Below are 23869 nucleotides of genomic sequence, written 5' to 3'. Positions count from 1 at the left end.
GTTCCTCGACCGATAGAAAGGCTCCTGGGACAATAGGTATCGCCCCACCGCCAGGAACTGGGGCGGGTGCGAACGGACATCGTACAACGATACCATGGTCCAGAAGGGACCGTAGCCATGCTGCAGAGAAACGTGCCCGGTTGGGCACTCTTCGCTCTCGGTACTGTGCTCGGCGCGTTCATCGGTGCAGGAATCGCAGCGCAACTCTTCTCGGGTGATGAACTGGTGGTTCGGGTCGAGCCGGCGGTGACCCCGACGCGAGTGGTCGTGTACGTGCAGGGAGCGGTTCGTCGTGCTGGGCTGTACGAGGTGGCGAGCGATGCACGAGTGGGGAGCGTCGTCGAATTGGCAGGTCCTCTGGAAACAGCGGATTTCGCACGGGTACCGATGGCAGAGCGAGTCCGTGACGGGCAGACGATCACTGTTCCGTACCAGTCCCCTGTCGCTGGTAGTTCGGAAGAAGGTGGTGTTAGTCCCCGAGAACCGGGAAATCCAGCTGACCGATCAGGGCCGATCGACGTCAACCGGGCGAGCGTCGAGGAACTCCAGCGCTTGCCCGGCGTGGGACCTGCCTTAGCACAGCGGATCGTAACGTATCGAGAGGAGCATGGTCCGTTTCGCTCGGTCGACGAGCTCGCGAACGTTGCTGGTATCTCGGAACGGATGGTCGCTGAGTGGGGTGATCTGGTCACGATCGGGGGTACCGAGTGATCGGCTCCTGGCTGGCGCTCGGCATCGTGACCAGTGTGCTGGTCGCCCGATCATCCTGGCTCGCTGGGGTCGGTTTGTGCTCGACGGTTCTCGTTGTCGTCGCGCTCACCAAGTGGCGGGTTCCCCAAGACCTCGCTCGCACGGTGGTCATGCTCGGAGTCGGCTTCGCTCTGGGAATCGGTCGTATCGTGGTCCTTCACGAACCATCTCCGGCAACGGCGGAAGCGGTGGGCATCGTGCAGTGGTCAGCAGATGGACTCGGGAGCGATCTCGTCGCCCTACGGGATGACGGGAGGCTCGTGGCGTTGTCAGCACCATCCGGTGCGACGGTAGGAGCAGGAGAGCGCGTTGCCTGGCGCGGAGCGTATCGACCCGGGCGGCGGCGCGTGGCCGGAATCCAGGTCATCGGAACGTACGAGGTGGAGAGCATTCGAGTGATCACTGGCGCCGACGCGCTGCTCGCGGGCGTCCGTGCGCGGGTGCGGGAGACTGTTCTCAGCACCATACCGGAGCCGAGCGGTTCCCTCGCGCTGGGTGTGCTCATCGGTGACGATCGAGGACTAGCGACGGAGACTCGAGCGGTGCTCCGTCGAGTCGGACTGTCCCACCTGACTGCGGTGAGTGGTTGGAACGTCGCAGTCGTCGCTGGCTTCTTGGAAGGTTTGTTCCGCCGAATACGCTGGCGGACATGGGTCCGGCTGGTGCCGGTGGGGTTGGGCGTCTGGTGCTACGCGGTCGTGACCGGTCTGGACCCGCCGGTCCTGCGTGCGGCGACGATGGCGAGTCTGTACTTGCTCGCTCGCTGGCGGGGGTGGCCACGCCAACCGATCTCTGCACTCGGCTGGGCGGTTGTCATCGTGCTGCTCGCCCGACCAGCATTGATCGACTCCCTGGCGTTTCAGTTATCAGGCATCGCGACGGCAGTTCTCTGCGTAGGAGGGTTAGTCTATCGAGGCCGGTGGGAGAGTGTCGTTCTGCCGGTCTTCGTGCAACTCGCAGTAACGCCTCTGCTCCTCCAGCGTTTCGGGACGTACTCGCTCGTGGCACCGCTCGCGAACGTCCTGGTGGAACCCGTCGTGCCCGTCCTGATGGCGGTGTCTGTGGCGGTGCTGGTCGATCTCGTCGTACCGGGAGTTGGTGAAGTCGTCGGGCTCCCGGCCTGGCTGGCCGGTCGCTGGATCGTCGCAGTCGGTGAGAGTTTGGCGAGTATGCCGAATGCGACGGGTGTCACGATAAGTCCTCCCGGTTGGATCATGGCCTGGTTGTACCTCCTCTGTGGAACGTGGATTCTCGGCTGGATTGACAGGCGTGGCACGGCACCGTAGAATTGCGCTGGTACTGGCGCGGTGTCCAGGCCGGTGTAGCTCAATTGGCAGAGCAGCGGTTTTGTAAACCGCGGGCTGTGGGTTCGAGTCCCACCATCGGCTCTCGCGCGCCAAATCGGGGGGATGCCCGAGTGGCCAAAGGGGCCTGGCTGTAAACCAGGTGCGCAAGCTGCGGGGGTTCGAATCCCTCTCCCCCCACGATGCCGCGGATCGGCGGATGGGCCCACGGGATCGGACGTGGGCTCTTTGATGTGAGAGCGAGTCAGAGCGGCGACGAGGAGGACAACGCATGAGCAAGCCGCGGTTTGAGCGGACGAAGCCGCACGTGAACGTAGGGACGATTGGGCATGTGGATCATGGGAAGACGACGTTGACGGCGGCGATCACGAAGGTGTTGAGTTTCAAGGGGTGGGCGAACTATAAGCCGTACGAGCAGATCGACAAGGCGCCGGAGGAGCGGGCGCGGGGATCACGATAGCGATCAGCCACGTGGAGTATGAGACGGAGAAGCGGCACTATGCGCATGTGGATTGTCCGGGGCATGCGGACTACATCAAGAACATGATCACGGGTGCGGCGCAGATGGACGGGGCGATTTTGGTGGTGAGTGCGCCGGATGGGCCGATGCCGCAGACGCGGGAGCACATTTTGCTGGCGCGGCAGGTGGAAGTGCCGGCGATCGTGGTGTTTTTGAACAAGGTGGACATGCTGGATGATCCGGAGTTGTTGGAGCTGGTGGAGCTGGAGGTCCGGGAGCTGTTGAGCCAGTATGGGTATCCGGGGGAGAGCGTGCCGGTGGTACGGGGGTCGGCGCTGCGGGCGCTGGAGTCGAGTGCGACGGATCCGGAGGCGCCGGAGTATGCGCCGATCTGGGAGCTGTTGCGGGTGGTGGACGAGTACATCCCGACGCCGGTGCGGGCGGTGGACAAGCCGTTTTTGATGCCGATCGAGGACGTATTTGGGATCAAAGGGCGTGGGACGGTGGTGACGGGTCGGGTAGAGCGTGGGCGGCTGCGGCCTGGGGAGACGGTCGAGATCGTGGGGCTGGGGCCGACGCGGCAGACGGTGGTGACGTCGATCGAGATGTTCCAGAAGGTGTTGGACGAGGCGGTAGCGGGGGACAACATCGGGTGCTTGTTGCGGGGGATCGAGCGGGACGAGGTCGAGCGGGGGATGGTGCTGGCGGCGCCGGGGTCGATCACGCCGCACACGGAGTTCGAGGCGGAGGTGTACGTGTTGTCGAAGGAGGAGGGGGGGCGGCACACGCCGTTCTTTGCGGGGTATCGGCCGCAGTTTTACATTCGGACGACGGACGTGACGGGGGAGGTCGCGGGGCTGCCGGAGGGGGTGGAGATGGTGATGCCGGGGGACAACGTGCGGCTGCGGGTGGTGTTGGACAAGCCGGTGGCGCTGGAGGAAGGGTCGCGCTTTGCCATCCGCGAAGGGGGCCGCACGGTCGGCGCCGGCGTCGTCACCAAGATCATCAAGTAGGCTGAGGGACTGGCAGCGAGCGCGGGAGTTGTGGTATCATGGCAAAGAAAGCGAAGGCCGACCGGATCATCATCACGTTGGAGTGTACGGTCTGCCGCGAGCGGAACTACGTCACCGAGAAGAACCGGCGCAACGATCCGGGGCGGCTGGAGCTTCGGAAGTACTGCCCGCGATGCCGCCGCCATCAGGTGCATCGCGAGACGCGGTAAGCGGGAGCCGGCCGGGGCAGTACAGGGTCGTAGCTCAATTGGCAGAGCAGCGGTCTCCAAAACCGCAGGTTGGGGGTTCGAGTCCCTCCGGCCCTGCCGAGCCACCTGGTAGCTCGCAGTGAGAAGCCCCGGCCGGAACCTGCCGAGGGGTTGAGCCAGGCGGCTCGCCCCTTTTGCGTGTACGGTGGGCGTCTCGAACGATGACGAGGACGGGCGAAATGGCGACGAAGACGCAAACGACGGCCCGGGCGAGTGCAAAGGTGAAGGCGCAGGAGCGACCGGCTCGGGGTGGGACGGGGCGCCTGGCAGGGCTCAGGCGAGCGATCGCGGACATCCGGGCCGAGTGGCGCAAGATCACCTGGCCGGATCGTGAGACGACGAGAAAGTTGACGCTCCTGGTGATCGGCTTGGCCACCGTGCTGGGGTTGATTCTCGGTGCTGTCGACGCCCTCTTCGTCCGACTGTGGAATCTACTCGGAGGGTTGTGAGCGTTATGCCGCGGACACTTCGTGAACGACTCGCCCAGAAGCGCGGTGCCGCGCAGGAAGGTGCGGAGCAGCAGGGCGAGTGGTATGTGCTGCATACCTACTCGGGGTACGAGAACAAGGTGCGGCAGAACCTGCTGCATCGTGTCGAGACGATGGACGTCGCCGACAAGGTCTTCGAGGTCGTGATCCCTACTCAGGAGGAGATCGAAATCCGGGGTGGGCAGCGACATACGGTGCAGCGAAAGGTCTTTCCTGGTTATGTGCTCGTGCGGATGATCCTGGACGACGAGTCCTGGCACGTTGTCCGGAACACCCCTGGGGTGACCGGGTTCGTCGGAGTCGGAAACCGGCCCGTGCCACTCGACCGTGCGGAGGCCGAGGCGATCATTCGCGGTGCCAAGACGGAGCAACCGAAAGTGCGGACGACGCTCTTGCCGGGCGATGTGGTACGGATCATCGACGGGCCGTTCACCGATTTCCGTGGTGTTGTCGACGAGGTCGACAACGAAAAGGGTAAGGTGCGCGTACTGGTGTCCTTCTTCGGACGGGAAACGCCGGTTACCCTCGACTTCCTTCAGGTCGAACGTGAGACATAATCGCGAACCGCGGCAGTTTCGACTCGCCGCGGTTCGTCGTGTCCGAGCGAGGAGGGTGAAGCGCAGTGGCGAAGAAAGTAAAGGCGATCGTCAAGTTGCAACTACCCGCTGGAAAGGCGACGCCGGCACCACCGGTCGGACCGGCACTCGGTCAACACGGAGTGCCGATCATGAATTTTGTCAAGGAGTACAACGAGAAGACGGCGCACTTGGCTGGGCAGATCATTCCAGTCGTTATCACCATCTACGAAGATCGATCGTTCACCTTCGTTTTGAAGACGCCGCCGGCCGCCGATCTCCTGCGCCGGGCGGCCGGTATCGAGAAGGGGGCCTCCGATCCCAAGCGTCAGAAGGTTGGACGAGTCACGCGTGACCAGATCCGCGAGATCGCGCAGCTGAAGATGCCTGACCTCAATGCGCGCGATCTCGAGGCGGCCATGCGGATGATCGAGGGTACGGCACGGAGTATGGGGATCGAGGTTGTCGGCTAAACGGTGACGTGGGAGGAGCGGCGGCTCCGCGAGAACCACGAGGAGGTTGTGCGATCATGCCGAAGCATGGGAAAAGGTATCTCGAGGCACTCAAGCTGGTCGATGTCACCCGGCGTTATCCGCCGAAGGAGGCGGTCGCGCTGGTGAAGCAGGTCGCACACGCGAACTTCGACGAAAGTATCGACCTGCACATCAATCTGAATATCGATCCGCGGCAGGCGGATCAGAATGTGCGCGGAACCGTGACGTTGCCACACGGGACCGGGCGGGTGCCTCGCATCTTGGTCTTCGCCGTCGGCGAGGCCGCTCGGATCGCCGAGGAGGCCGGTGCCGATTACGTCGGTGTGGATGAGCTCATCAAACAAATCGAGAGCGGCTGGTTGGAATTCGATGCAGCGATCGCGATGGCGGATCAGATGGGGAAAGTGGGCCCCTTGGGACGGATCCTCGGCCGTCGTGGCTTGATGCCCAACCCGCGTACAGGTACGGTCGTGCGGAATCCCGAGGATCTGCCAGCGGTGATCCGTGAGATCAAGGGTGGCCGCATCGAGTTCCGGAACGATCGGACTGGCAACATTCACATCCAGATCGGGCGCAAGAGTTTCACCGAACAGCAGATCCTGGAGAACCTGTACGTCGCAGTGGATGCGATCGCCCGGGCGCGTCCAGCTGCAGTGAAGGGTCAGTTTTTCCGGTCGATGACGATCGCGCCGACGATGGGGCCGGGGATTCCGTTGGATGTCGCGACGACGCTGGAGGAGGCACGGGCTTTCGTGAAGTGATACACTCTTCTTCCGGCGTAACGCCGCGCCGCTGACCGCTGGGGCGCGCAGCGCTTAATCATCCAGCCGAGGCGCGGGGTGGACGAGACCACGGCGCATTCTGGACGTGCCGAACGTGTCCCCCTGCGCACATGCGCAGGGGATTTTTGGTGAAAGGAGGTGCTCGTGCCGACACCGGAGAAGGCTCGACAAATCGAGGAGATCAGCGAGATTCTCCGTACGGCGAGCCTGGCGATTCTTACCGATTACCGCGGACTCACCGTCGCGGATATGACCGCGTTCCGGCGCCGGCTCCAGGAGCAGCAGGCGAATCTGCGGGTCGTCAAGAACACGCTGACCCGCATCGCGGCGGAGCGCACCGGCACGGCGGTGATTACTCCACTCTTGGAGGGACCAACAGCGCTCGTCTACACGAGTGGTGACCCTGTGACGGCAGCGAAGCTGACGGTCGAGTTCGCCCGACAGTCCCGAATCCTCACCGTCAAGGGAGCTTTGCTCGGCGGGCAACTGCTTTCGGCTGCCGATGTCGAGGCGCTCGCGACGCTACCGTCCCGTGAGGAACTCCTGGCCAAGGTCGTCGGTGGTCTCCAAGCACCCCTGTACGGGCTGGTCTGGGTGCTTTCGGGGCCGATCCGCGGGTTGCTCTACGTCTTGCAAGGGCGGATGCGGCAGCTCGGTGGAGAGGCGGAAGCGGCTTGAGGTGACGGAGAATGGGTCGTTGAGGACGATCGGAGGTAGGTGAAGCATGGCGGTCGGACAAGAGAAGCTCGAAGAGATCATCCAAGCGATCGAGCAAATGACAGTGCTTGAGCTGTCGCAGCTCGTCAAGGCGCTCGAAGAGCGCTTCGGTGTCACAGCGGCTCCCGTTGCCGTGGCTGCGGCACCAGCGGCCGGAGCTCCCGCGGCAGCTGCTGCACCGGCAGAGGAAGAAAAGACCGAATTCGACGTGATTCTTACGGAAGTTGGGCCGAACAAGATCCAGGTAATCAAGGTTGTCCGCGAGTTAACCCAGCTCGGGTTGAAGGAAGCGAAGGATCTCGTCGAGGGAGCGCCGAAGCCGGTGAAGCAGGGTGTCTCGAAGCAGGAAGCGGAGACGATCAAGCAGAAGCTGGAAGCTGTCGGCGCGAAGGTGGAAATCAAGTAGGCGCGCGTCCCCGGGGGAACGCCGACTGGCGTTCCCCCGGGAATCTATGCTATACTGCGAGCGAACTTCGGGGCGTGGCGCAGCCCGGTAGCGCACCGGTATGGGGTACCGGAGGTCGGAGGTTCAAATCCTCTCGCCCCGACGATGCGGCCGCACCTCGGGGTGCGGCCTTCTCGCTACGAGGTTCCGATGAGTGTGGCTGCGACACCGATTCGCATTCTGATCGCTGACGACGAGCCGATCATTCGGCTGGATCTGCGTGAGCTGCTCACCTCGCTCGGCTATGATGTCGTCGGTGAGGCGGCGGATGGCCGAACTGCGGTCGAACTTGCCCGGAAGCTGAAGCCAGACCTCGTGATCCTCGACATCAAGATGCCTGAGGTCGACGGTATCGACGCGGCGGAAGTGCTCCATCGGGAGCGCCTCGCGCCTGTGGTCCTGCTGACGGCCTACAGTGAACGGGAGCTTGTCGAGCGCGCGCGCCGTGCTGGGGTCGCTGGTTACCTGGTGAAGCCGTTCCGCGAAAGCGAGATCATGCCGGTCATCGAGCTCGCACTGAACCAGTTCCGCGAGTTCCAGCGACTGGAACAGCAGGTCGTCGAGCTGCAGGAGGCGCTCGAGGCGCGGAAGCTGATCGAACGGGCCAAGGGCATTCTGATGCAGGTTCATGGACTCACCGAAGCCGAAGCGTTCCAGCGCATGCGCCGTCTCAGTATGGATAGCCGGAAGTCGATGCGCGAGATCGCTGAAGCGATCCTGCTCGCTCATCAGCTGGAGAGCGGCAGTCGTTCCAGCGAGACACGGCAGTAGCCCGCTTCGGTTCCGCGTTTCCAATTGCTCCGATCATGGCGACGGAGTTGGAATCGGTGTCGTCGGCGTGCGAACCGTGACCTGGATCACGGTCGGCGTCACACGCTCGAATCGTACGCCGGGAGGAAGGGTTACCCGCACGGGAAGCTGATACACGCCGGCATCCGCATTCTCCACGTCGACGAAGACAAGGATCTCCGCAGGATTCAACTGGTCCAGGAGATCGCTGGGGCCGCTGAGTTCGAGATCGACGGTGGCTGGTGAGAGTTCAGCCGTCGTTCCGGGGCGCACATTCATCGGTGTGACCGGTATGCCTTGAAGCGTTCGAGATTCCTCAGCCCGGCGAATCTGGATCGAGACGTTGACGGCCGCTGGGTCCACCGTGACGCCAGCCGGAAGCCGGGACGTATCGATCGGAACGTCCCAAAGGATGCGTGATTCACTCCATCCACTCACGTCGATCGGCGTGGTCGTGAGATACGGAATCGCGGCGAGGGCTGATTCGGGTCCTTCGACAACGACTTCGTCAGTCGGGAAGACTGTCGGCGGGCCGGCGAGCTCGTAGCCCGGTGCGAGACGATCGGCGCCGACGATGGTCGGGACGACGCGTCGGACTTGTCCGCGAATCCGGAGCTGGACTGTCACACTCGCTGTCGATGGTTCGACAGTGACTCCCTGGACGGTGATTCCGTTTCCATCCACTGGAACCAAGGCCACCGATTCGCGTACGACCTCGGACTGACCGGAGATTTGGATGGGGGCGCTGATGCGGGCGACCTGGTTGACTCGTTGTTCAGGGCCGCGGATGGTGGCGGTCTGGGGATCGGCCTGCGTGGACACCAGTTCGAGGTTCGGTGGCAGTTCGTTCGCGATCGTCACCTCGACCGGAACGGCCGGTCGTTCAGCGAGCCGGTCGACTTGCACCGTAACCTCCGGCGGAATGACCTCACGGAGGCGGAGACGGGCGGGCAGTTCGACGCGGACGCGCCGCGTATAGATCCCCGGCTCCGTAACGTCGCCCAAGTCGACCGTTGCCTGTATCGCTCCGCTTTCGAGCGCCTGAACGCGGCTCTGCGCCCCTTGGATCCGTACGGTGACGGTGGGGAGTTCGCTCGTCACGACGAGTGATGGCGGCAAATTGGCAGGGATGACCGGGATATTGGAAATCGTGCGCTGTGTTTCCGGATCGTTCGTCGCTTCGACCCAAGCCCAGAGTGCAAAAGCGAGTGCCACTGCAACGATGAAACGTGCGACGTTTTCTCGTCGGATCGTCGGTCGCAGGTTATCCCAGGCGCGAAGCAGACGCGCGCGCATCTTCGCGAGTCGGGCCACTCTCCGGCTCCTTTGCGGGAGGCTCTCCGTCGGGGCTGGTCGAACGGGTGGAACGGTCGAGAAGTTCGGCGAGCCGACGTCGGCTCGGACGCTCCACGTGGAGTAAGGCGCGCAGTGCACGACGGAGTCGTTCAGCATCCACATTGCGGTAGAGGCGACCATTGACCGCGAGCGAAATCTGCCCGGTCTCCTCGGAAACGATGATCGCGACCGCATCGGATTCCTCGGTCATTCCGAGGCCAGCTCGGTGTCGTGTTCCGAGCTGCGGATCGGGAAGATTTTCACTGAGTGGGAGAACACATCCGGCAGCGAGAATGCGATTGCCGCGAATGATCACTGCCCCGTCATGCAGCGGTGAGTTCGGAAAAAAGATATTCACGAGGAGCTGTTGGGTGAGCGTGGCATCGAGCGGAATGCCGCGATCTGCGTAGTCTTGCAGGCCAGTTTCTCGCTCGATGACGATCAGCGCTCCATAACGTAAGCGCGACAGTTGCAGAGCAGCACGCGTGATCTCTTCGATCGTTTCCTCGGTCTGCACCTCGTGGCTGCTCAACGGTGTCCGCAACCAGGCTCCGGTATGACCGAGTCGCTCCAGCGCGCGCCGCAGTTCTGGTTGGAAGACGACGGGGATCGCGATGATCAATGCTGGCAATGCTTGCCGGAGTAACCAGTTCAATGCCTGTAACTGAAAAAGATTGGCTACACCGACGACAGCAATAATGAGGATCGCTAATCCACGAACTAACTGAGCAGCACGTGTCCCCTGAACGACCCAAAGAAGCCAATAAAAGATCAGTGCCACAGAGAGAATGTCAACGATAGCCCGCAAGTCAATGCGGGTGAAGATCCATGGTAGGTCGACCATTCCCGACGCCCCTACAGCTCGCCGCACCTGCGTGCTGCGGGGAATTCTAACACCCCGCGGGTTTTCCTCGCCTCGGTTGCCGGAAACGGTCTAGGAGGCCTGCAGATCCGCTCGGTTCGCATTGAGTCGCTGCAGGCGGGCGCGTAAGGCTCGAAGTTCTTCCAGATGTGCGCGCGCTGCATCGTCTTCCGGTGCCAGTGCCACGAGTTGCTCGGCAATACTCAGTGCATCGAGCGGACGGCGTTGCCGGAGTGCGGCGCGCAGCGCCGTCCAGAGATACGCCTGCGCACGCTCGGTCTGCCCAGCCCGAACAGCAGCAGTCGCCGCGTAGACAGAACGGTCGGGATTGTCCGGATCGCTCGAGGCGAGGAGCTCAGCGAGTGCTGCGAGACGACCACGATCGTCCGCGAGTTCAGCGATCGCTGCAGCGCGCTCGAGAAGCATCACCCGTCGTGCTGTATCGCCGAGCGCGTTCGCACGAGCAGCGGCAGCGATGAGGGTCTCTACGGCTTCAGCATAGTGGCCGGTACGCGTATCGTGGGAGATAACGAACTCGAGTGTGCGATCGTCGAAGGGGTCGAGTCGCGCGAGTTGTCGCAGAAAACGTACGAGATTCGTGCGGTCGTTCCTCTGCCCAGCCCGGCGTGCAGCCAGCCGAAGGAGGACGACTGCACGGTCGATCCGTCCTCGTTCGTACAGGCGCGTCGCCAGCTCATCGAGTTGGTGCAGCGTGAAATCCGGGCCCTCGAGCATCTGCTGAATACGTCCGGCGAGATGGTCGTCCGGAAGCAGGCAAGCGAACTCGACAACGTGGTGTGGCCGGAGGGTCGGCAGGAGCCGGAGTACGGTGCGTGCTGTGGCGGAATGCTCCCGTAATTCATGGAGTAGGGTTTCGAAACAACTTCGAATTGCTGCCGAGGTGTCGTCCGGAGCAAGGAGGAGCGACGCGAGACCGGCGAGCAGCGCGCGTGCTATCGGAGTTGTCGGCTCCGGAAGTGAACAGAGTTCCCGAGCGTCGAATGCGATTCCGAGCCGGTAGGCGAGCAGTGCAGCGACGAGGAGTGCATCCAGCTGTCCGGTTGCACGGAGGCGTTCGATCGTTTTCGTGACAGGCTCGAGTGGAACAGGCCGTTGGCGGAAGAGGTCAAGGAAGTCGGCGAGATAGGACCACCGAACTTCCTCGGGTAGAACGGGCAGGAGCAGAATTGCGAGGACCGATTGACGTGCTGTCAGGGGCAGCTGCAGATCTGAGCAGAGGGTTCTCGCGTACTGGAAGTCGTGGTGCTCGAGAGCGATGGCGACGGCAGTCCACCAGGCTTCGGGTTCGTTGGGATACTGTTGTCTCCACTCCCTGCTCAGCGTCGTCGCATCGTCGGTCGTGGCGAGCTCCGCGACAATGGACGGAAGGAAGGCACGACGGAGTGGGGCCGGTCCGTCCAGGAGCGCCCAGCCGAGTTCGATGAGTCGTGCGGGCTCCATCGACTCGACCAGCCACAGGAGCGTTCGATAGGTGGTCGGGTGAAGCCACGAGGGATCGATCTGCAGCTGTCGCTCGATCGTGCGGAGCAGGAGTCTGGCATCCGCAACACGACCTCGGAGCACGGCGTATTCGACGAACGCACTGTACGGGTCAGGCGAATCCGGATGTGCGGCGATTTCGGTGAGGATGGCGTCGAGTACCGCGTTCCAGGCTCGCGTGTGCGCGCTACGGGAGAGGTCACCGCCGAGGGCGAGCGACTCCAGTCGCCAGTGATCGAGAATGCCGTCGATCCGATCGTAACGGATCGAACCTGCATCGTGCTGGTGTCGTGGCGTTGCCGAACTCACGATGCGAATCCCGTCCAGAAGCGCTCATGATGAACTTCGGCATGACGGTTCAGGAGCTGAAGTCGTTCAAGGTGTCACCCGTGAACGCCGGAGGCGATAGTCCCCTGCACGGATGAAAACGGCTCGGCAGATAGCCCGGTCGCAGAGACGCGAGCGGATACGCTCATCGAGATCGTCGAGGTCGCGGTTCGTCGTGATGACGGTCGGTTTGCGCTGGTTGTACCGGTAGTTGATGATTTGGAACAACTTCTCGGTCGCCCATGGCGTCGTGTGCTCCGTTCCCAGGTCGTCGAGGACGAGAAGGCCCGCGTTCCGGACTTGCTCGAAGCGATCATCATAACTTTGGGTTCGATCAGGTGCGAACGTTGCCCGGAGATAATCGAGAAGATCGGGTACGACGGTGAAAAGCGGGAAGAGCCGCTGGTGGCGCAACACGTAGTTGGCGATGGCTGCTGCGAGGTGCGTTTTGCCGCAACCATAGGTCCCCATGAGCAGCAACCAACCATCCGGATTACGCGCATACTCGAGTGCAATGCGATAGGCGTCGCCGACTCCGGGAACGGTCGGATCGAACGTCTCGAACGTCCAGTCTTCGAGCTGCTCCAATCCGCTGAGTTCCAGATACTGGCGGAGGAGCTTCGCTTCCCGCTCGCGGATCTTACATTCACAAGGAATGATGCGACCGAAATTCGGGTGACCGACCGGAACATCGAGCCGCAGATAGCCTGCCCCTTTACAGATTGGGCAGGTGTCAGGTGATCGCTGGAGGAGGGGCTCCACCGAAAGACTATTCGGTACTCCAGAAGAGTGGAGCGTACTTTCCCCGGAGGTATTTGTCCGGATCGAGTCGCCGAGCGCGTTGATCTCGCGAATGGGTCTCATCGCTCCGTCCTTCGGTCGCCCACCGCTCGAGGATCCGCTGGATGTAGCGCCAGTTTCGGCGTCCGTAGTGTACCGCTTCGACGATCGCTGCCTCAACCCAGGCTGGAGGGTAGCGTTCGAGCGCCTCGGCGAGCTGTTCGGCGATCAGCGGCGTCAACGGGCCGATGTTCTGCTCGTAGAGGGAGAAGACATTGGGACGTTCGATGACAATGGAGGGTGGCGGCTCGGTGCCCCGCGGGACGAGCTGGTGTGGCTGATGGTGTGCCAGAGCGATGGTCTCCGGGTTCGCCAGGGCTACCCACTCGAGGTCCTGCCCACTGAGCGTCGTGCCGCGGAGCCGGATCAGGAAGCCCCGGGCGACCGCAATGTCGATCGCGTGAGCGATCTCATTGCGCGGTTCACGATCCGTTCCACCCGGACGCAGGCCCTGGCGGAGCGCCTGGTCGCTGTACACGGCAGCGATGGGAACGGCTGGCTGTCCCTGGCGGATGGCCAGGCGAGCGACTGCCAGGACAACTTTGAGTGTCGCGATATCGCCCGCTTCGCGCACCAGACGTTCGGCGAGGTCGAGCGGAAGGCAATAGGGGGTTACCAAGGGCTGATAGCCTGCCATGCTCTCCCCCTCGTTCAGGTACCGGGTTCACGGTACAGTTCGAGATCGGCGAAACGGGCAGTCCGGTCGAAGAAGCGGAGGTGCACCGTATCCGTTGGGCCGTTCCGATGTTTGGCCACGATGATTTCGGCGATACCGCGACGATCAGTGTCAGGGTTGTAGATCTCGTCGCGATAGATGAAGATGACAACGTCTGCATCCTGCTCGAGGCTTCCGCTCTCCCGGAGGTCGCTCAAGAGCGGGCGGTGATCGGTTCGCGTTTCGACTGCGCGGGAAAGCTGCGAGAGCGCGAGAACGGGAACGTTCAACTCGCGAGCGAGTGCCTTGAGGCCGCGTGAAATCTCCGAGATCTCCTGGACACGGTTTTCGGCGCGGCGCGCATGCATGAGCTGGAGATAATCGACGATCACGAGGTCGAGGCCGTGCTCCGCCATTAAGCGCCGGGCCTTGCTGCGGAGTTCCATCACGCTGATGCCAGGCGTGTCGTCGATGAAAATTTTGGCTTCGGCGAGGCGGCCGAACGCGCGAGAGATCGCGTCCCACTCCTGCTCGTCGATATACCCGAGCCGCAATCGGTGAGTGTCGACCCCGGTTTCCATCGCCAGCAACCGCTGGACGAGTTGCTCAGCCGACATCTCCAAGCTGAAGATCGCGACGACCTTGCCGGCCTTGACAGCCGCATGATGCGCGATGCTCAGCTGGAACGACGTCTTTCCGACCGACGGTCGCGCAGCCAGAATGATCAGATCGGAGCGCTGCAGCCCGCCAGTGAGCTTGTCGAGGTCGGCAAATCCGGTCGGTATGCCGATGACTTCGCCACGGTGCTGCTGGATGTAGTCGAGTTTCTCGAAAAATTGCTCCAGCACCTGGCCCACGGACACGAAATCGCGAGCGGAGCGTCGTTGCGAGACATCGAAAATGAGGCGCTCGGCTCGCTCGATCGCCTCATCGGCCTCGATCCGTTCGTCGAACCCGAGGCGAACGATCTCGGTCCCGGCGTTGATGAGCCGGCGCAGTGTCGCCGTTCGTTCGACGATCCGCGCGTAATACTCGACGTGAACGGCACTCGGGACGACACTAAGGAGTTCGGTCAGATAGGCCACGCCACCCGCATCGTCGAGCCGGCCAGTACGCTCGAGTTCGTCCACGACTGTCACGAAATCGGCTGGCACCCGACGGTTGTAGAGATCGAGGATCGCCTGGTAGATCACCGCGTGGCTACCGCGATAGAAGTCGTCCGGACGAAGGAAGGACGCGACGCGGATGATCGCGTCGCGATCGATGAGGAGACTTCCGAGCACGGCTTGCTCGGCCTCGATGTTGTGCGGTGGTAGCCGCTCGACGGCTTCCGGTGCCGTGCTCGTCATCGCCATCCCCCGCTCACTGGGCTGAAGTTTCCGGTGTTTCCTCCGCAACGACTTCGACGACGATCGTCGGGCGCAGCCGACCGACGAGATGGATCACGACACGGTGTTCACCGAGCGAGCGGATCGGTTCCTCGAGGTGCACCGTGCGGCGATCGATCTCCTGCCCGATGGCCTGGCTCAAGCGCGCCGCGATGTCACGAGCCGTGATCGACCCGTACAGGCGCCCGCTTTCGCCAACACGAACCGGAATGACGAGCCGGAATCCTTCGAGCCGTTCTGCGAGTTCGCGCATCGCTTGCTCGGCACGTTCGATGCGTCGTCGCTCGGCAGCGAGGCGCGCCTCGGCGATAGCGAGGCGGTCAGGCGTAGCCGGCTCGGCCAACCGCTGCGGAAACAGGTAGTTGCGCGCGAACCCGTCGGAGACCACCGTAATGGTGCCGGCCTTGCCCACATTGGGGACGTCGCGTAGCAGAATGACCTTCATCGTTCCTCCCCTGGTTTCTGCTCCGAACCGACGGGTGTCCGTACACCCAGTGTATCACGTCGTCAACTATACCGACTGCTGCGTGCTCATCGCAATTTTGCCTGCCGGGCACACGGTTCTCGTTCCTGTCGCACCTGCGCGTTCGCAGCGTTCACTCGACAGGCCTAGCAGGCCGACCGATACTTGGAGCTGCACGGGGATCAGGCGGCGATACAGCCGAGTCCAGAAAAGGAGGGGTCCCATCACCGAGAAGATCGCTCGGCTGACCCGGCACGCCGTCGAACGGTGTGCACAACGTGCGGTACGTCCACACGCTCTGTCGTTTGCCCTCGAGCATGGCCGCTTGTACCGAGGTCCGGACAGTCTGGTCGTGTTCTTCGGGAAGCAAGAAGTAGAGCGGTACCGTTACTTGGGTAGTTGGGTCGAGCGTCTCCACGGTTTGGTGATCGTTCTGGACCGCGACGGCCAATCGATCCTCACCCTGTACAAGAATCGCGAAGGGCTCCGGCGAGCAGGCCGCAAGCGTGTTGCCCTGTTCTAGCGGCTGAGCAAGATCCGTCGGTCGGTGTGCTGTATCGCCGCTCTACCCTGTGCCTGCGTCCGCCAGAAGTGCTCGCCGGACGATCTCGTAGAGTGCGATCGAGCCGGCCACTGCGGCATTGAGCGATGTGACCCGTCCGAACATCGGGATCATCACTTGCACATCGGCACGTCGTATCAGAACAGGAGAGAGTCCACGTCCCTCCGAGCCGACCATGAGGACCAGGGGGCGCGGAAGCGGTGCGACGAACAGTGATTGTGCCTGAGAACCGGGTTCCAGGGCGATCGCCCAGTATCCCTCCTCGCGGAGGTCGTCCACGGCACGACCGAGGTTCGTCACGATGGCCACGCGCAAGTGCTCCACCGCACCGGCCGAGGCGTTCACGACGGCCGGCGTAATACCGGCCGATCGTCTTTCCGTGATGACGACTCCATCGATGCCCACCGCTTCACCGGTCCGCAGCAAGGTGGCGAGATTCTGCGGATCCTCGAGATGATCGAGAACGAGAAGGACGCTGGTCGGTCCCGGGGAAAAGAACGTCGCAAGGTCCACGTACGGATAAGGACTCGTCTCGAGGACGACACCCTGGTGATTGACTGAGCCCACCAATCGGTCGAGTTCTTCGCGCGGCAGGAGCGAGACAGGAAGACCGAGGTGGCGTGCCTGCTCGATGAGCGCGGCAACGCGCGCATGGTGCTCGATACCCTGGGCCACGTAGAGGCGACGGTGACGACGCCTGCCTCGCAGCGCTTCCGCAATAGCGTTTCGGCCGTACAGGTATTCGGTCGGTCTTCCCCGCTGGAGTTTCCTCATGCCCAGCGCCAGGTCGTACCGGCTGGTGTATCTTCCACGATGATCCCGAGTTCGTTCAGCCGCTCGCGAATCAAATCAGCCAGTTCCCATCGCCGTTCTGCACGCAACCGGCTGCGGATGTCGATGAGCAGTTCGACGAACGGCTCGGCCGATCGTCGCGAGGGAACGACATCGTCGAAACGAAAACCGAGCACGCCGGTCAAGTCACGCAGCGTGGTTTGCGCGTACGCGATCGCTTCCTTCGGATCACCGGTGGCTCGCGCCCGATTGATCGCCCGGGCGAGTTCGAAGAGCCGTGCCAGCGCGGAAGGGGTGTTGAAGTCATCGTCCATCGCGTCGTGAAAGGCTTCGCGCGTTTCGTCAGCCAGCGAGGCGAGTGCATGAACCGGGCGCACGACGGGTTCAGTCGGTGCGCCGCGGACGGCCTGCCGAAGGCGCTCGAAACCGCGGGTTGCTGCGTCGAACGCTTCGTCGGTGAAGGTAAGCGGACTGCGATAATGAGAGCTCAGGACGAGAAGGCGGAAAGGCCCGGCTCCATCCCGTTCTAAGAGTTCGCGAATCGTGATAAGGTTACCGATCGATTTTGACATTTTCTCACCGCCGAGCTGGAGGAGACCGTTGTGCAACCAGTAGCGGACGAACGGCTTCTTGCCAGTGAACGCCTCCGATTGGGCGATTTCGTTCTCATGATGCGGAAAAATGAGATCGGCACCGCCTCCGTGGATGTCGATCTGCTCACCGAGGTGGTGGTAGATCATCGCACTGCATTCGATGTGCCAGCCTGGTCGGCCCGGTCCCCAAGGGCTTTCCCAGGCTGGTTCTCCTGGTTTGGCCGCTTTCCAGAGCGCGAAGTCCATCGGGTGTTCCTTGCGCGGATCGATCTCGACCCGGGCACCGGCCATCATCTCGTCGAGGGTCCGATGCGACAGTTTTCCGTACTCAGGGAACGAGAGGACGCGGAAATAGACGTCACCGTCAACGACGTACGCATGGCCCTTTGCGATCAGCCCGCGAACCATTGCGATGATGGTCGGAATCTCTTGCGTCGCGCGGGGATAGAGCGTTGCGGGCTTGATGTTGAGTGCAGCTGTCTCGTCGAGCCAGGCATCGATCAGCTGCTCGGCAAGTTCGTTCGGTGGAATACCGAGTGACGCAGCACGCTGGATAATCTTGTCATCGACGTCCGTGAAATTCATCGCGAAGGTCACGCGGTATCCGCGATATTCGAGGTAGCGTCGGATCATGTCGAAGACGATCGCCGACATCGCATGCCCGATGTGCGCGTCGGCGTACACCGTTGGCCCACAGACGTACATGCGGACATGACCCGGTTCCAGCGGCTCGAAGGGTTCCTTTTCGCGCGTGAGCGTATTGGTGACACGCAAGCCCATCAGAGGCGTCCTCTCCAGCCACCAGTCAAACTCGCTGCCTGGAGGATACCCCATCGAGTTCGCCGATGCGGAGGCCAGAAAAGAGCACGGGGCGGTCAAGCGACCGCCCCGTGCTCGAATCGTTCACTCAGTCGCTGGTGCTCGAGGAGACTTTCTCGGACGATGTCTCGCTCTTCCCGTTGGACGAGTTGCCGCGCTTGTAGTCCGTGATGTAGAAGCCGGATCCCTTGAAGATGATGCCAGCAGGATGCAGGAGACGACGGACGGAGTTCCCGCACGTCGGGCATGTCGCCACCGGGTCATCGGAAAAGCGCTGTTTCACTTCGAAGCGATGGCCACAGCTCGTGCATTCGTATTCGTAAATCGGCATCGGCACCCCTCCCGCGCCAACCGTGCCGCAAGTCTCCGCGTCGTATTGTAACCGGGTTCGCGAAGTTGAGCAAGGTCTAGTGGGAGAGTTTGATATGGACAGGCTCAAGATCGGCCCAATTCGGACCGGCCTTCGCGTCCACCTCGAGCGGCACGGTCAGCTCGACGACCGAACTCATGACCGAGGTAACCAGTTCCGCGGCCGTGTGGAGTTCGGATTCAGGAACCTCGAAAACCAGCTCGTCATGGACCTGAAGGAGCATACGACACTTCAGGCCGCGTTCCTGGAGTGCTCGGTGAATACGGATCATCGCCAACTTCATGATGTCGGCGGCTGTACCCTGGAGCGGCATGTTCACAGCCATACGTTCAGCCGCCTGGCGTCGAGCTGGATTGGACGAGTTGATTTCGGGAAGGTAGCGACGGCGACCGAAGAGCGTCTCGACGTACCCGCGCTCAGCGGCACGCTGCCTGGTCTCCTCGAGATAGCGGGCAACGCCAGGAAAGCGCTGGAAATATGCCTCGATGAACTTCTGCGCTTCCTGGCGACTCATGCCGGTGTCACGGGCGAGGCCATACGCCTGCATACCGTACATGATTCCGAAATTGACGGTTTTCGCGATGCGTCGCATTTCGGGCGTCACCGCTTCGAGCGGAACACCGAAGACTTCAGACGCGGTGGCAGCGTGGATGTCCTTCCCTTCGGCGAAGGCGCGGAGTAGGGCGGGATCTTGACTGAAGTGCGCCATCAATCGCAGCTCGATCTGCGAATAGTCGGCCGACAGCAAGAGAATCGGTTCGTCGGCGATCCGGAGGCCGGGGCGGTTGTCGGCAACGAAGGCTCGTCGGACCGCACGGCCGAGATCGCCGCGCACGGGAATGTTCTGCAGATTGGGATCGGAGGAACTCAACCGACCTGTCGCGGCGACCGTTTGGTGAAAGATCGTGTGGACGCGTCCGGTTTCTGGATGCACCTGCTCGGGAAGCGCATCGACGTATGTGGACTTGAGCTTGGCGAGTTGCCGGTATTCGAGGATCGCATCGACGATGGGATGCGCATCACGCAGGCTCTCGAGCACTTCCTGCGCGACGGAGTAACCGGTTTTCGTGCGTTTGCCACGCGGGAGACGCAGTTCGTCGAAGAGAATAGTGCTCAACTGTTGCGGTGAATTGATGTTGAACGGGCGACCGGCAAGTTCGTAGATGCGTCGCTCGAGTTGGAGCAGTTGACGCTCCAGTTCTTTCGATAGATCCCGGAGATACGGTACGTCGATCGCGACGCCTGCCTTCTCCATATCGATGAGCACGTCGATAAGAGGGAGCTCGATCTCGGTGAAGAGCCGCACCTGGTTCTGGTGCTCGAGTTGGGGCCGAAGGATGTCGACGAGTCGATGCGTCGCTTCGACGTCGGCGCAGGCGTAGTGGGTCACCCGAGCGATCTCCGCACGGTCCATCGTCAGCTGCTTCTTCCCGCGGCCGATCAGCTCCGTGATCTCCTCCATCTCCCAACCGAGCTTGGTGAAGGCAAGCTCTTTGAGACCGACGGCGTTCTCGCCGAGAAGATAGGCAGCGATCATGGTGTCGAAGTCGATCCGGGGGCGGGGAAAGCCCGCCCGTTCCAAGACGAGTGCATCGTATTTGCCGTTGTGGGCATACCGCTGGATGTGTTCAGCACGGAAATACGGCCCCAGTGTCGCGACCACACGCGCTGGTTCGAGCTGCGCATCGCCAGTTGTATGGCCCAGCGGGATGTAGTAACTCCGATCGGGTGCTGTTGCGATCGCGAGTCCGACGAGATCGGCATACATCGGATGAAGGGCAGTGGTCTCGACGTCGAGTGCGAAAGCCTGGCAGCTGGCCAAGTCGCCCGCCAGCTGCTCCAAGTCGTGTTCGGTAAAAACAGCTCGGCGTTGGCTCGGTGGAGGAGTCCTGCGTTGGGCCGGTTGGCGAGGTTGCGGTAACCGAGCAACGAGGCTGCGAAATTCGAGCTCGCGGAAGAGTGCGAGGACACGCTCGCGGTCGAACGAGCCGAACCGGGCACGCTCCAGATCGAGCTTGACTGGGGTGTGGCGAACGATCGTGGCGAGCGAGCGGCTGGTCAGCACCGTCTCGCGGGCTGCTCGGAGCGCCTCGCGTACCCGTGCTGGCTCCACTGTCTCGAGCTGTTCGAGCAGAGCCTCGAGCGATGGGAATGCCTGGATGAGCTTGGCCGCGGTCTTCTCGCCGATACCTGGTACTCCTGGGATGTTGTCGGACGGATCTCCGACCAACGCCTTGTACTCGGGGAGCCGCTCAGGCGTGAACCCATACCGTTCGAGGACTGCTTGCCGGTCGTAGACACGGTAATCACCGAAGCGCTGACGACCAGGCAAGATAACGCGAACGCGCTCGTCGACCAGTTGAAGGAGATCGGTATCGCCGGAGACGATCAGGACGTCCAGTCCCTGTTCGACAGCCTGGCGAGCGAGTGTTCCGATGAGGTCATCCGCTTCGTACCCTTCCGATGTAACGATCGGTATCGCCAGCGCGTCAAGCAGCTGACGAATGCGGTCGAGTTGTCGCTTGAGGTCGTCCGGGGTCTCCGGCCGGTGCGCCTTATACTCACGGAAAAGGTCTTGCCGAAAGCTTTTCCCACTATCGAAGCAGACGATCACGTAATCGGGCTGGAAGTCGTTCAGTACCTCGAGCAGCATGCTGGCGAAACCGAAAACGACATGCGTCGGCTCGCCGCTGCTCGTTGCCAGTGTCGGCGGAAGCGCATGGTAGGCACGATAGGCGAGACCGTGTCCATCGACGAGGACCAATGTGGAACGTGACGAGCGTTCGGTCATCGGCTCCAGCTCCTCAGCTCGCGGGGATTATAGACCGCTTCGCGTCTCGTCGTCTCAGCAATTTCTCAGGTTCACTCGGTAGGCTTGTGCAGTGGGATGCGACAGGTTGGGAGATCAGGCGCTTGCTATAATTCGCATGCTTCCGCGGGTCGTGAGTCGTGTCTCGGCTGATCGGTTCATCGAGGAATCTCCGAATTGCCGTCGAGATGGACGAACAGGTTCCCATGCTGGGTGTTAGGACGGTACAGCGATGATGAATGTCCGCACGCTCGCCGAGCGCATTGCCGCGAACGTCGAACAGGTTATCGTCGGGAAGAGCCGGGAGGTTCGTCTCGTTTTGGTCGCGCTGCTCTGCCGTGGTCACGTGTTGATCGAGGATGTCCCCGGGGTCGGTAAAACCGTTCTGGCGAAGGCGATCGCCCGCAGTATCGGCTCGTCATTCAAGCGCATCCAGTTCACGCCTGACCTGCTGCCCTCCGACATCACCGGTGTCAACGTCTTCAACCAGCAGACGAGTCGTTTCGAGTTCCGGCCAGGACCGGTTGTCGCGAACATCGTACTGGCCGATGAGATCAACCGGGCGACTCCCAAGACGCAGTCTGCACTCCTGGAAGCGATGGAAGAGGGGCAGGTGACCGTCGACGGTGTCACCTATCCTTTGCCAGAACCGTTTGTCGTTCTGGCGACCGAGAACCCGATCGAGTACGAAGGAACGTTTCCGCTGCCAGAGGCGCAATTGGATCGCTTCTTGATTCGCATCTCGCTCGGGTACCCCAGTCGTCGCGGTGAGATCGAGATGCTGAGCCGGCAGCACTTCGAGCACCCGCTCGACCGCATCGGCCAAGTCGCGACGCTGGATGAATTACGAAGTGCGCAGCTGGCGGTACGGCAGGTGTACGTGGACGATCTCCTCAAAGAATACGTGGTCTCGCTGGTCGAGGCGACGCGACGGCACGAAGATGTCTACCTCGGGGCAGGCCCGCGCGGCTCCCTGGCACTCTACAACGCTGCGCGTGCGTGGGCTGCGATGCAGGGCCGTGACTACGTGATCCCGGACGACGTAAAGGAGTTGGCAGAGGCAACGTTGGCGCATCGGATCATCGTGAGCCCAGCAGCACGGATGCGCAACGTCGACGCACGGACGATCGTGCGTGAGCTCGTCCAGACGATTCCGGTGCCTGGTGCTCGCCCGATCGGTACGGGCGAATCAACGACACGCCGGCGACTTCCCTTCGGTGGTGCATGATGGGATGGGTTCGCGTCGTCGCTCTCGCTCTCATCGTGTTGTTCCTCTCCCAGCTCAATCGATGGGTGGTCTTCGACAAGCTGTTCTTCGTGCTGGTGACGGTGCTCCTCGTGTCGTTCGTTTGGAGCCGCTTGGCACTCTCCGGCCTCGCGGTGAGGCGCCGCACCGTGACGGACCGCGCGCACGTCGGTGACCAGCTGGTGGAGTACGTCGAACTCGAGAATCGGAGCCGATTGGGGAAACTGTGGGTCGAAGTCATCGATCAGTCCGACCTACCGGGCCACCGGCTCAGCCGCGTCGTGACGCTCGGTGGCCATGCGAAGGTGAGCTGGCGAGCGAAAACCTGGTGCACCCGACGTGGTCGCTTCCGCCTCGGCCCCATGGTTTTGCGTAGCGGTGATCCTTTTGGGCTTTTCGAGTGCCGTGTGCTGATTCCGGCGACGCACCAACTCGTCGTCTACCCCGCAGTCGTCGATCTTTCGACTGTTCGCCTCCCTGCCGGGGAACTGCCGGGAGGGAGCCAGTTACAAAAGCGGACACCGTACGTGACGCCCAACGTGGCGAGTATTCGGCAGTATCAGCCAGGGGATAGTTTCAACCGCATCGCTTGGAGTGCCTCGGCGCGGGCTGGGCAGCTCATGGTAAAGGAGTTCGAGCTCGATCCGAGCACCGATCTGTGGCTCGTTGTCGATGGCGATCGCCGCCATCATGTTCGTCTCTCGATCGACGGTGGAGAACGAGGGAGCACTGGTATCGAAGCATGGCTCGATTCGACGGAAGAATATGCCGTAACGATCGCGGCATCGTTGGCCCGGTTTTTTCTCGAGCAGAACCGCGCGGTCGGTCTGATTGCACAGGGAGCGCGTCCGATCGTTTTACCGACCGATCGGGGAGCGCGTCAGCTGGTGAAGATGCTCGAGTTTCTCGCCGACTTTCATGCGGAGGGAACCGAGCCGCTGCAGAACGTCTTGCTCGCTGAGCAGGCTCACTTCGGGCGCCAGAGTTCGCTCATCATCATCACGCCGTCGACTGATGAGGCATGGGTGCGGGTATTGGCGGATCTGGTCGTCCGTTCAGTGCGAGCTCTGGCGGTGCTCGTCGAGCCGAGCACCTTCGGTGGTACCGAGAGTTCGTTGCTGGTGGTAAGCGAATTGGCAGCCCTCGGTGTGCCGTTCGTGTTGGTCAAGTACGGTGACGACCTGCGACGGGCGCTCGCGACGCCGGCGGGACTCGCGCTCGCCAACGGGACTCGCTAGGAGGC

The 23869-nt window shown here is 62.3% G+C and carries 24 protein-coding genes, 4 tRNA genes and 1 pseudogene; 18 read left to right on the top strand and 11 right to left on the bottom strand.

Going from position 1 to position 23869, the window contains the following annotated elements; genetic code table 11:
- The first annotated feature begins 117 nt into the window (after positions 1 to 117).
- The 15 genes and pseudogenes from OO015_RS01725 (at position 118) to OO015_RS01655 (ending at position 8047) form a co-directional block, all read left to right on the top strand.
- Positions 118 to 711 (top strand): ComEA family DNA-binding protein, encoded by a 594-nt coding sequence (locus OO015_RS01725; protein ID WP_265939178.1) that lies wholly within the window; start codon positions 118 to 120, stop codon positions 709 to 711.
- Positions 708 to 2036 (top strand): ComEC/Rec2 family competence protein, encoded by a 1329-nt coding sequence (locus tag OO015_RS01720; protein ID WP_265939176.1) that lies wholly within the window; start codon positions 708 to 710, stop codon positions 2034 to 2036. The genes OO015_RS01725 and OO015_RS01720 overlap by 4 nt, the downstream gene beginning before the upstream one ends.
- 29 nt (positions 2037 to 2065) lie before the next feature.
- Positions 2066 to 2138 (top strand) — tRNA-Thr (locus tag OO015_RS01715).
- 15 nt (positions 2139 to 2153) lie between these two features.
- Positions 2154 to 2234, top strand: a tRNA-Tyr gene (locus OO015_RS01710).
- Positions 2235 to 2325: 91 nt separating this feature from the next.
- Positions 2326 to 3527 (top strand): annotated as a pseudogene (gene tuf, locus OO015_RS01705) (elongation factor Tu).
- A gap of 38 nt (positions 3528 to 3565) precedes the next feature.
- Positions 3566 to 3736 carry a 50S ribosomal protein L33 gene (rpmG, locus tag OO015_RS01700; protein ID WP_265939174.1) on the top strand — a complete coding sequence of 57 codons (171 nt, stop codon included), beginning with the start codon at positions 3566 to 3568 and terminating at the stop codon, positions 3734 to 3736.
- A 23-nt stretch (positions 3737 to 3759) separates the two neighbouring features.
- A tRNA-Trp gene (locus OO015_RS01695) sits at positions 3760 to 3832 on the top strand.
- Positions 3833 to 3954: 122 nt separating this feature from the next.
- The gene (gene secE, locus OO015_RS01690) at positions 3955 to 4224 is read left to right on the top strand and encodes a preprotein translocase subunit SecE (protein WP_265939172.1); all 270 of its coding nucleotides are present in this window, start codon (positions 3955 to 3957) and stop codon (positions 4222 to 4224) included.
- A 5-nt stretch (positions 4225 to 4229) separates the two neighbouring features.
- On the top strand, positions 4230 to 4820 hold the full coding sequence (nusG, locus tag OO015_RS01685; RefSeq protein WP_416236561.1) for a transcription termination/antitermination protein NusG: 591 nt from the start codon (positions 4230 to 4232) through the stop codon (positions 4818 to 4820).
- Between the two features lie 65 nt (positions 4821 to 4885).
- Positions 4886 to 5311, top strand: coding sequence for a 50S ribosomal protein L11 (gene rplK / locus OO015_RS01680; RefSeq protein ID WP_265939168.1), 426 nt, complete (start codon positions 4886 to 4888; stop codon positions 5309 to 5311).
- A gap of 56 nt (positions 5312 to 5367) precedes the next feature.
- A complete protein-coding gene (gene rplA, locus OO015_RS01675; protein ID WP_265939166.1) occupies positions 5368 to 6093 on the top strand; it encodes a 50S ribosomal protein L1 in 726 nt (241 codons plus the stop codon).
- A gap of 165 nt (positions 6094 to 6258) precedes the next feature.
- Positions 6259 to 6792 carry a 50S ribosomal protein L10 gene (gene rplJ / locus OO015_RS01670; RefSeq protein WP_265939164.1) on the top strand — a complete coding sequence of 178 codons (534 nt, stop codon included), beginning with the start codon at positions 6259 to 6261 and terminating at the stop codon, positions 6790 to 6792.
- Positions 6793 to 6838: 46 nt separating this feature from the next.
- Positions 6839 to 7237, top strand: coding sequence for a 50S ribosomal protein L7/L12 (gene rplL / locus OO015_RS01665; RefSeq protein WP_265939162.1), 399 nt, complete (start codon positions 6839 to 6841; stop codon positions 7235 to 7237).
- 68 nt (positions 7238 to 7305) lie between these two features.
- A tRNA-Pro gene (locus tag OO015_RS01660) sits at positions 7306 to 7379 on the top strand.
- 47 nt (positions 7380 to 7426) lie between these two features.
- The gene (locus tag OO015_RS01655; protein WP_265939159.1) at positions 7427 to 8047 is read left to right on the top strand and encodes an ANTAR domain-containing response regulator; all 621 of its coding nucleotides are present in this window, start codon (positions 7427 to 7429) and stop codon (positions 8045 to 8047) included.
- A 33-nt stretch (positions 8048 to 8080) separates the two neighbouring features.
- Here the strand turns inward: OO015_RS01655 and OO015_RS01650 are convergent, their stop codons facing one another.
- The 7 genes from OO015_RS01650 to rplI form a co-directional block, all read right to left on the bottom strand.
- The gene (locus OO015_RS01650) at positions 8081 to 9379 is read right to left on the bottom strand and encodes a YbbR-like domain-containing protein (RefSeq protein WP_265939157.1); all 1299 of its coding nucleotides are present in this window, start codon (positions 9377 to 9379) and stop codon (positions 8081 to 8083) included.
- Positions 9330 to 10244 (bottom strand): diadenylate cyclase CdaA, encoded by a 915-nt coding sequence (gene cdaA / locus OO015_RS01645; RefSeq protein WP_265939155.1) that lies wholly within the window; start codon positions 10242 to 10244, stop codon positions 9330 to 9332. The genes OO015_RS01650 and cdaA overlap by 50 nt, the downstream gene beginning before the upstream one ends.
- A gap of 90 nt (positions 10245 to 10334) precedes the next feature.
- Entirely contained in the window at positions 10335 to 12071 is a 1737-nt protein-coding gene (locus OO015_RS01640) for a hypothetical protein (RefSeq protein WP_265939153.1), read from the bottom strand.
- 66 nt (positions 12072 to 12137) lie between these two features.
- The gene (locus OO015_RS01635; protein ID WP_265939151.1) at positions 12138 to 12953 is read right to left on the bottom strand and encodes an ATP-binding protein; all 816 of its coding nucleotides are present in this window, start codon (positions 12951 to 12953) and stop codon (positions 12138 to 12140) included.
- Positions 12859 to 13566 (bottom strand): DnaD domain-containing protein, encoded by a 708-nt coding sequence (locus OO015_RS01630; RefSeq protein ID WP_265939149.1) that lies wholly within the window; start codon positions 13564 to 13566, stop codon positions 12859 to 12861. Before OO015_RS01630 ends, OO015_RS01635 begins: the two co-directional genes overlap by 95 nt.
- Before the next feature lie 14 nt (positions 13567 to 13580).
- Positions 13581 to 14933: a replicative DNA helicase gene (gene dnaB / locus OO015_RS01625; protein WP_265939147.1), complete on the bottom strand. Its 1353-nt coding sequence runs from the start codon at positions 14931 to 14933 to the stop codon at positions 13581 to 13583.
- A gap of 13 nt (positions 14934 to 14946) precedes the next feature.
- Positions 14947 to 15417 carry a 50S ribosomal protein L9 gene (gene rplI / locus OO015_RS01620; protein WP_265939145.1) on the bottom strand — a complete coding sequence of 157 codons (471 nt, stop codon included), beginning with the start codon at positions 15415 to 15417 and terminating at the stop codon, positions 14947 to 14949.
- Positions 15418 to 15760: 343 nt separating this feature from the next.
- Between rplI and OO015_RS01615 the strand changes: the two genes are divergently transcribed.
- Complete coding sequence (locus OO015_RS01615; protein WP_265939144.1) at positions 15761 to 15958, top strand: hypothetical protein; 198 nt, start codon at positions 15761 to 15763, stop codon at positions 15956 to 15958.
- A 42-nt stretch (positions 15959 to 16000) separates the two neighbouring features.
- On the opposite strand, the gene rlmB is transcribed toward OO015_RS01615, so the two are convergent.
- From rlmB to polA, 4 genes are all read right to left on the bottom strand, one after another.
- Positions 16001 to 16771: a 23S rRNA (guanosine(2251)-2'-O)-methyltransferase RlmB gene (gene rlmB / locus OO015_RS01610; RefSeq protein WP_265939142.1), complete on the bottom strand. Its 771-nt coding sequence runs from the start codon at positions 16769 to 16771 to the stop codon at positions 16001 to 16003.
- Positions 16768 to 18162, bottom strand: coding sequence for a cysteine--tRNA ligase (gene cysS / locus OO015_RS01605; RefSeq protein WP_265939140.1), 1395 nt, complete (start codon positions 18160 to 18162; stop codon positions 16768 to 16770). The genes rlmB and cysS overlap by 4 nt, the downstream gene beginning before the upstream one ends.
- A gap of 127 nt (positions 18163 to 18289) precedes the next feature.
- Entirely contained in the window at positions 18290 to 18532 is a 243-nt protein-coding gene (locus tag OO015_RS01600) for an FmdB family zinc ribbon protein (protein ID WP_265939138.1), read from the bottom strand.
- Between the two features lie 76 nt (positions 18533 to 18608).
- Positions 18609 to 21362: a DNA polymerase I gene (polA, locus tag OO015_RS01595; protein WP_265939136.1), complete on the bottom strand. Its 2754-nt coding sequence runs from the start codon at positions 21360 to 21362 to the stop codon at positions 18609 to 18611.
- 250 nt (positions 21363 to 21612) lie between these two features.
- Here polA and OO015_RS01590 point away from each other — a divergent pair, with 250 nt between their 5' ends.
- Together OO015_RS01590 and OO015_RS01585 are read left to right on the top strand one after the other, a co-directional pair.
- Positions 21613 to 22608, top strand: coding sequence for an AAA family ATPase (locus OO015_RS01590; protein WP_265939134.1), 996 nt, complete (start codon positions 21613 to 21615; stop codon positions 22606 to 22608).
- Positions 22605 to 23864 carry a DUF58 domain-containing protein gene (locus tag OO015_RS01585; RefSeq protein ID WP_265939132.1) on the top strand — a complete coding sequence of 420 codons (1260 nt, stop codon included), beginning with the start codon at positions 22605 to 22607 and terminating at the stop codon, positions 23862 to 23864. The genes OO015_RS01590 and OO015_RS01585 overlap by 4 nt, the downstream gene beginning before the upstream one ends.
- The last annotated feature ends 5 nt before the right edge of the window (positions 23865 to 23869 follow it).

This window comes from Thermomicrobium sp. 4228-Ro (genome assembly GCF_026241205.1).
Lineage (GTDB): Bacteria > Chloroflexota > Chloroflexia > Thermomicrobiales > Thermomicrobiaceae > Thermomicrobium.
The sequence above is the reverse complement of the archived record's forward strand: the minus strand, read 5'-3'. Positions and strand labels throughout refer to the sequence as shown.

Coding starts and splice junctions, on each gene's coding strand:
- OO015_RS01630 (WP_265939149.1), bottom strand. CDS start 13,566: ATGGCAGGCTATCAGCCCTTGGTAACCCCCTATTGCCTTCCGCTCGAC.
- dnaB (WP_265939147.1), bottom strand. CDS start 14,933: ATGACGAGCACGGCACCGGAAGCCGTCGAGCGGCTACCACCGCACAAC.
- rplA (WP_265939166.1), top strand. CDS start 5,368: ATGCCGAAGCATGGGAAAAGGTATCTCGAGGCACTCAAGCTGGTCGAT.
- OO015_RS01635 (WP_265939151.1), bottom strand. CDS start 12,953: ATGAGACCCATTCGCGAGATCAACGCGCTCGGCGACTCGATCCGGACA.
- OO015_RS01585 (WP_265939132.1), top strand. CDS start 22,605: ATGATGGGATGGGTTCGCGTCGTCGCTCTCGCTCTCATCGTGTTGTTC.
- OO015_RS01590 (WP_265939134.1), top strand. CDS start 21,613: ATGATGAATGTCCGCACGCTCGCCGAGCGCATTGCCGCGAACGTCGAA.
- cdaA (WP_265939155.1), bottom strand. CDS start 10,244: ATGGTCGACCTACCATGGATCTTCACCCGCATTGACTTGCGGGCTATC.
- nusG (WP_416236561.1), top strand. CDS start 4,230: ATGCCGCGGACACTTCGTGAACGACTCGCCCAGAAGCGCGGTGCCGCG.
- rplI (WP_265939145.1), bottom strand. CDS start 15,417: ATGAAGGTCATTCTGCTACGCGACGTCCCCAATGTGGGCAAGGCCGGC.
- cysS (WP_265939140.1), bottom strand. CDS start 18,162: ATGGGCTTGCGTGTCACCAATACGCTCACGCGCGAAAAGGAACCCTTC.
- OO015_RS01655 (WP_265939159.1), top strand. CDS start 7,427: ATGAGTGTGGCTGCGACACCGATTCGCATTCTGATCGCTGACGACGAG.
- secE (WP_265939172.1), top strand. CDS start 3,955: ATGGCGACGAAGACGCAAACGACGGCCCGGGCGAGTGCAAAGGTGAAG.
- rlmB (WP_265939142.1), bottom strand. CDS start 16,771: ATGAGGAAACTCCAGCGGGGAAGACCGACCGAATACCTGTACGGCCGA.
- rpmG (WP_265939174.1), top strand. CDS start 3,566: ATGGCAAAGAAAGCGAAGGCCGACCGGATCATCATCACGTTGGAGTGT.
- rplL (WP_265939162.1), top strand. CDS start 6,839: ATGGCGGTCGGACAAGAGAAGCTCGAAGAGATCATCCAAGCGATCGAG.
- polA (WP_265939136.1), bottom strand. CDS start 21,362: ATGACCGAACGCTCGTCACGTTCCACATTGGTCCTCGTCGATGGACAC.
- OO015_RS01600 (WP_265939138.1), bottom strand. CDS start 18,532: ATGCCGATTTACGAATACGAATGCACGAGCTGTGGCCATCGCTTCGAA.
- OO015_RS01725 (WP_265939178.1), top strand. CDS start 118: ATGCTGCAGAGAAACGTGCCCGGTTGGGCACTCTTCGCTCTCGGTACT.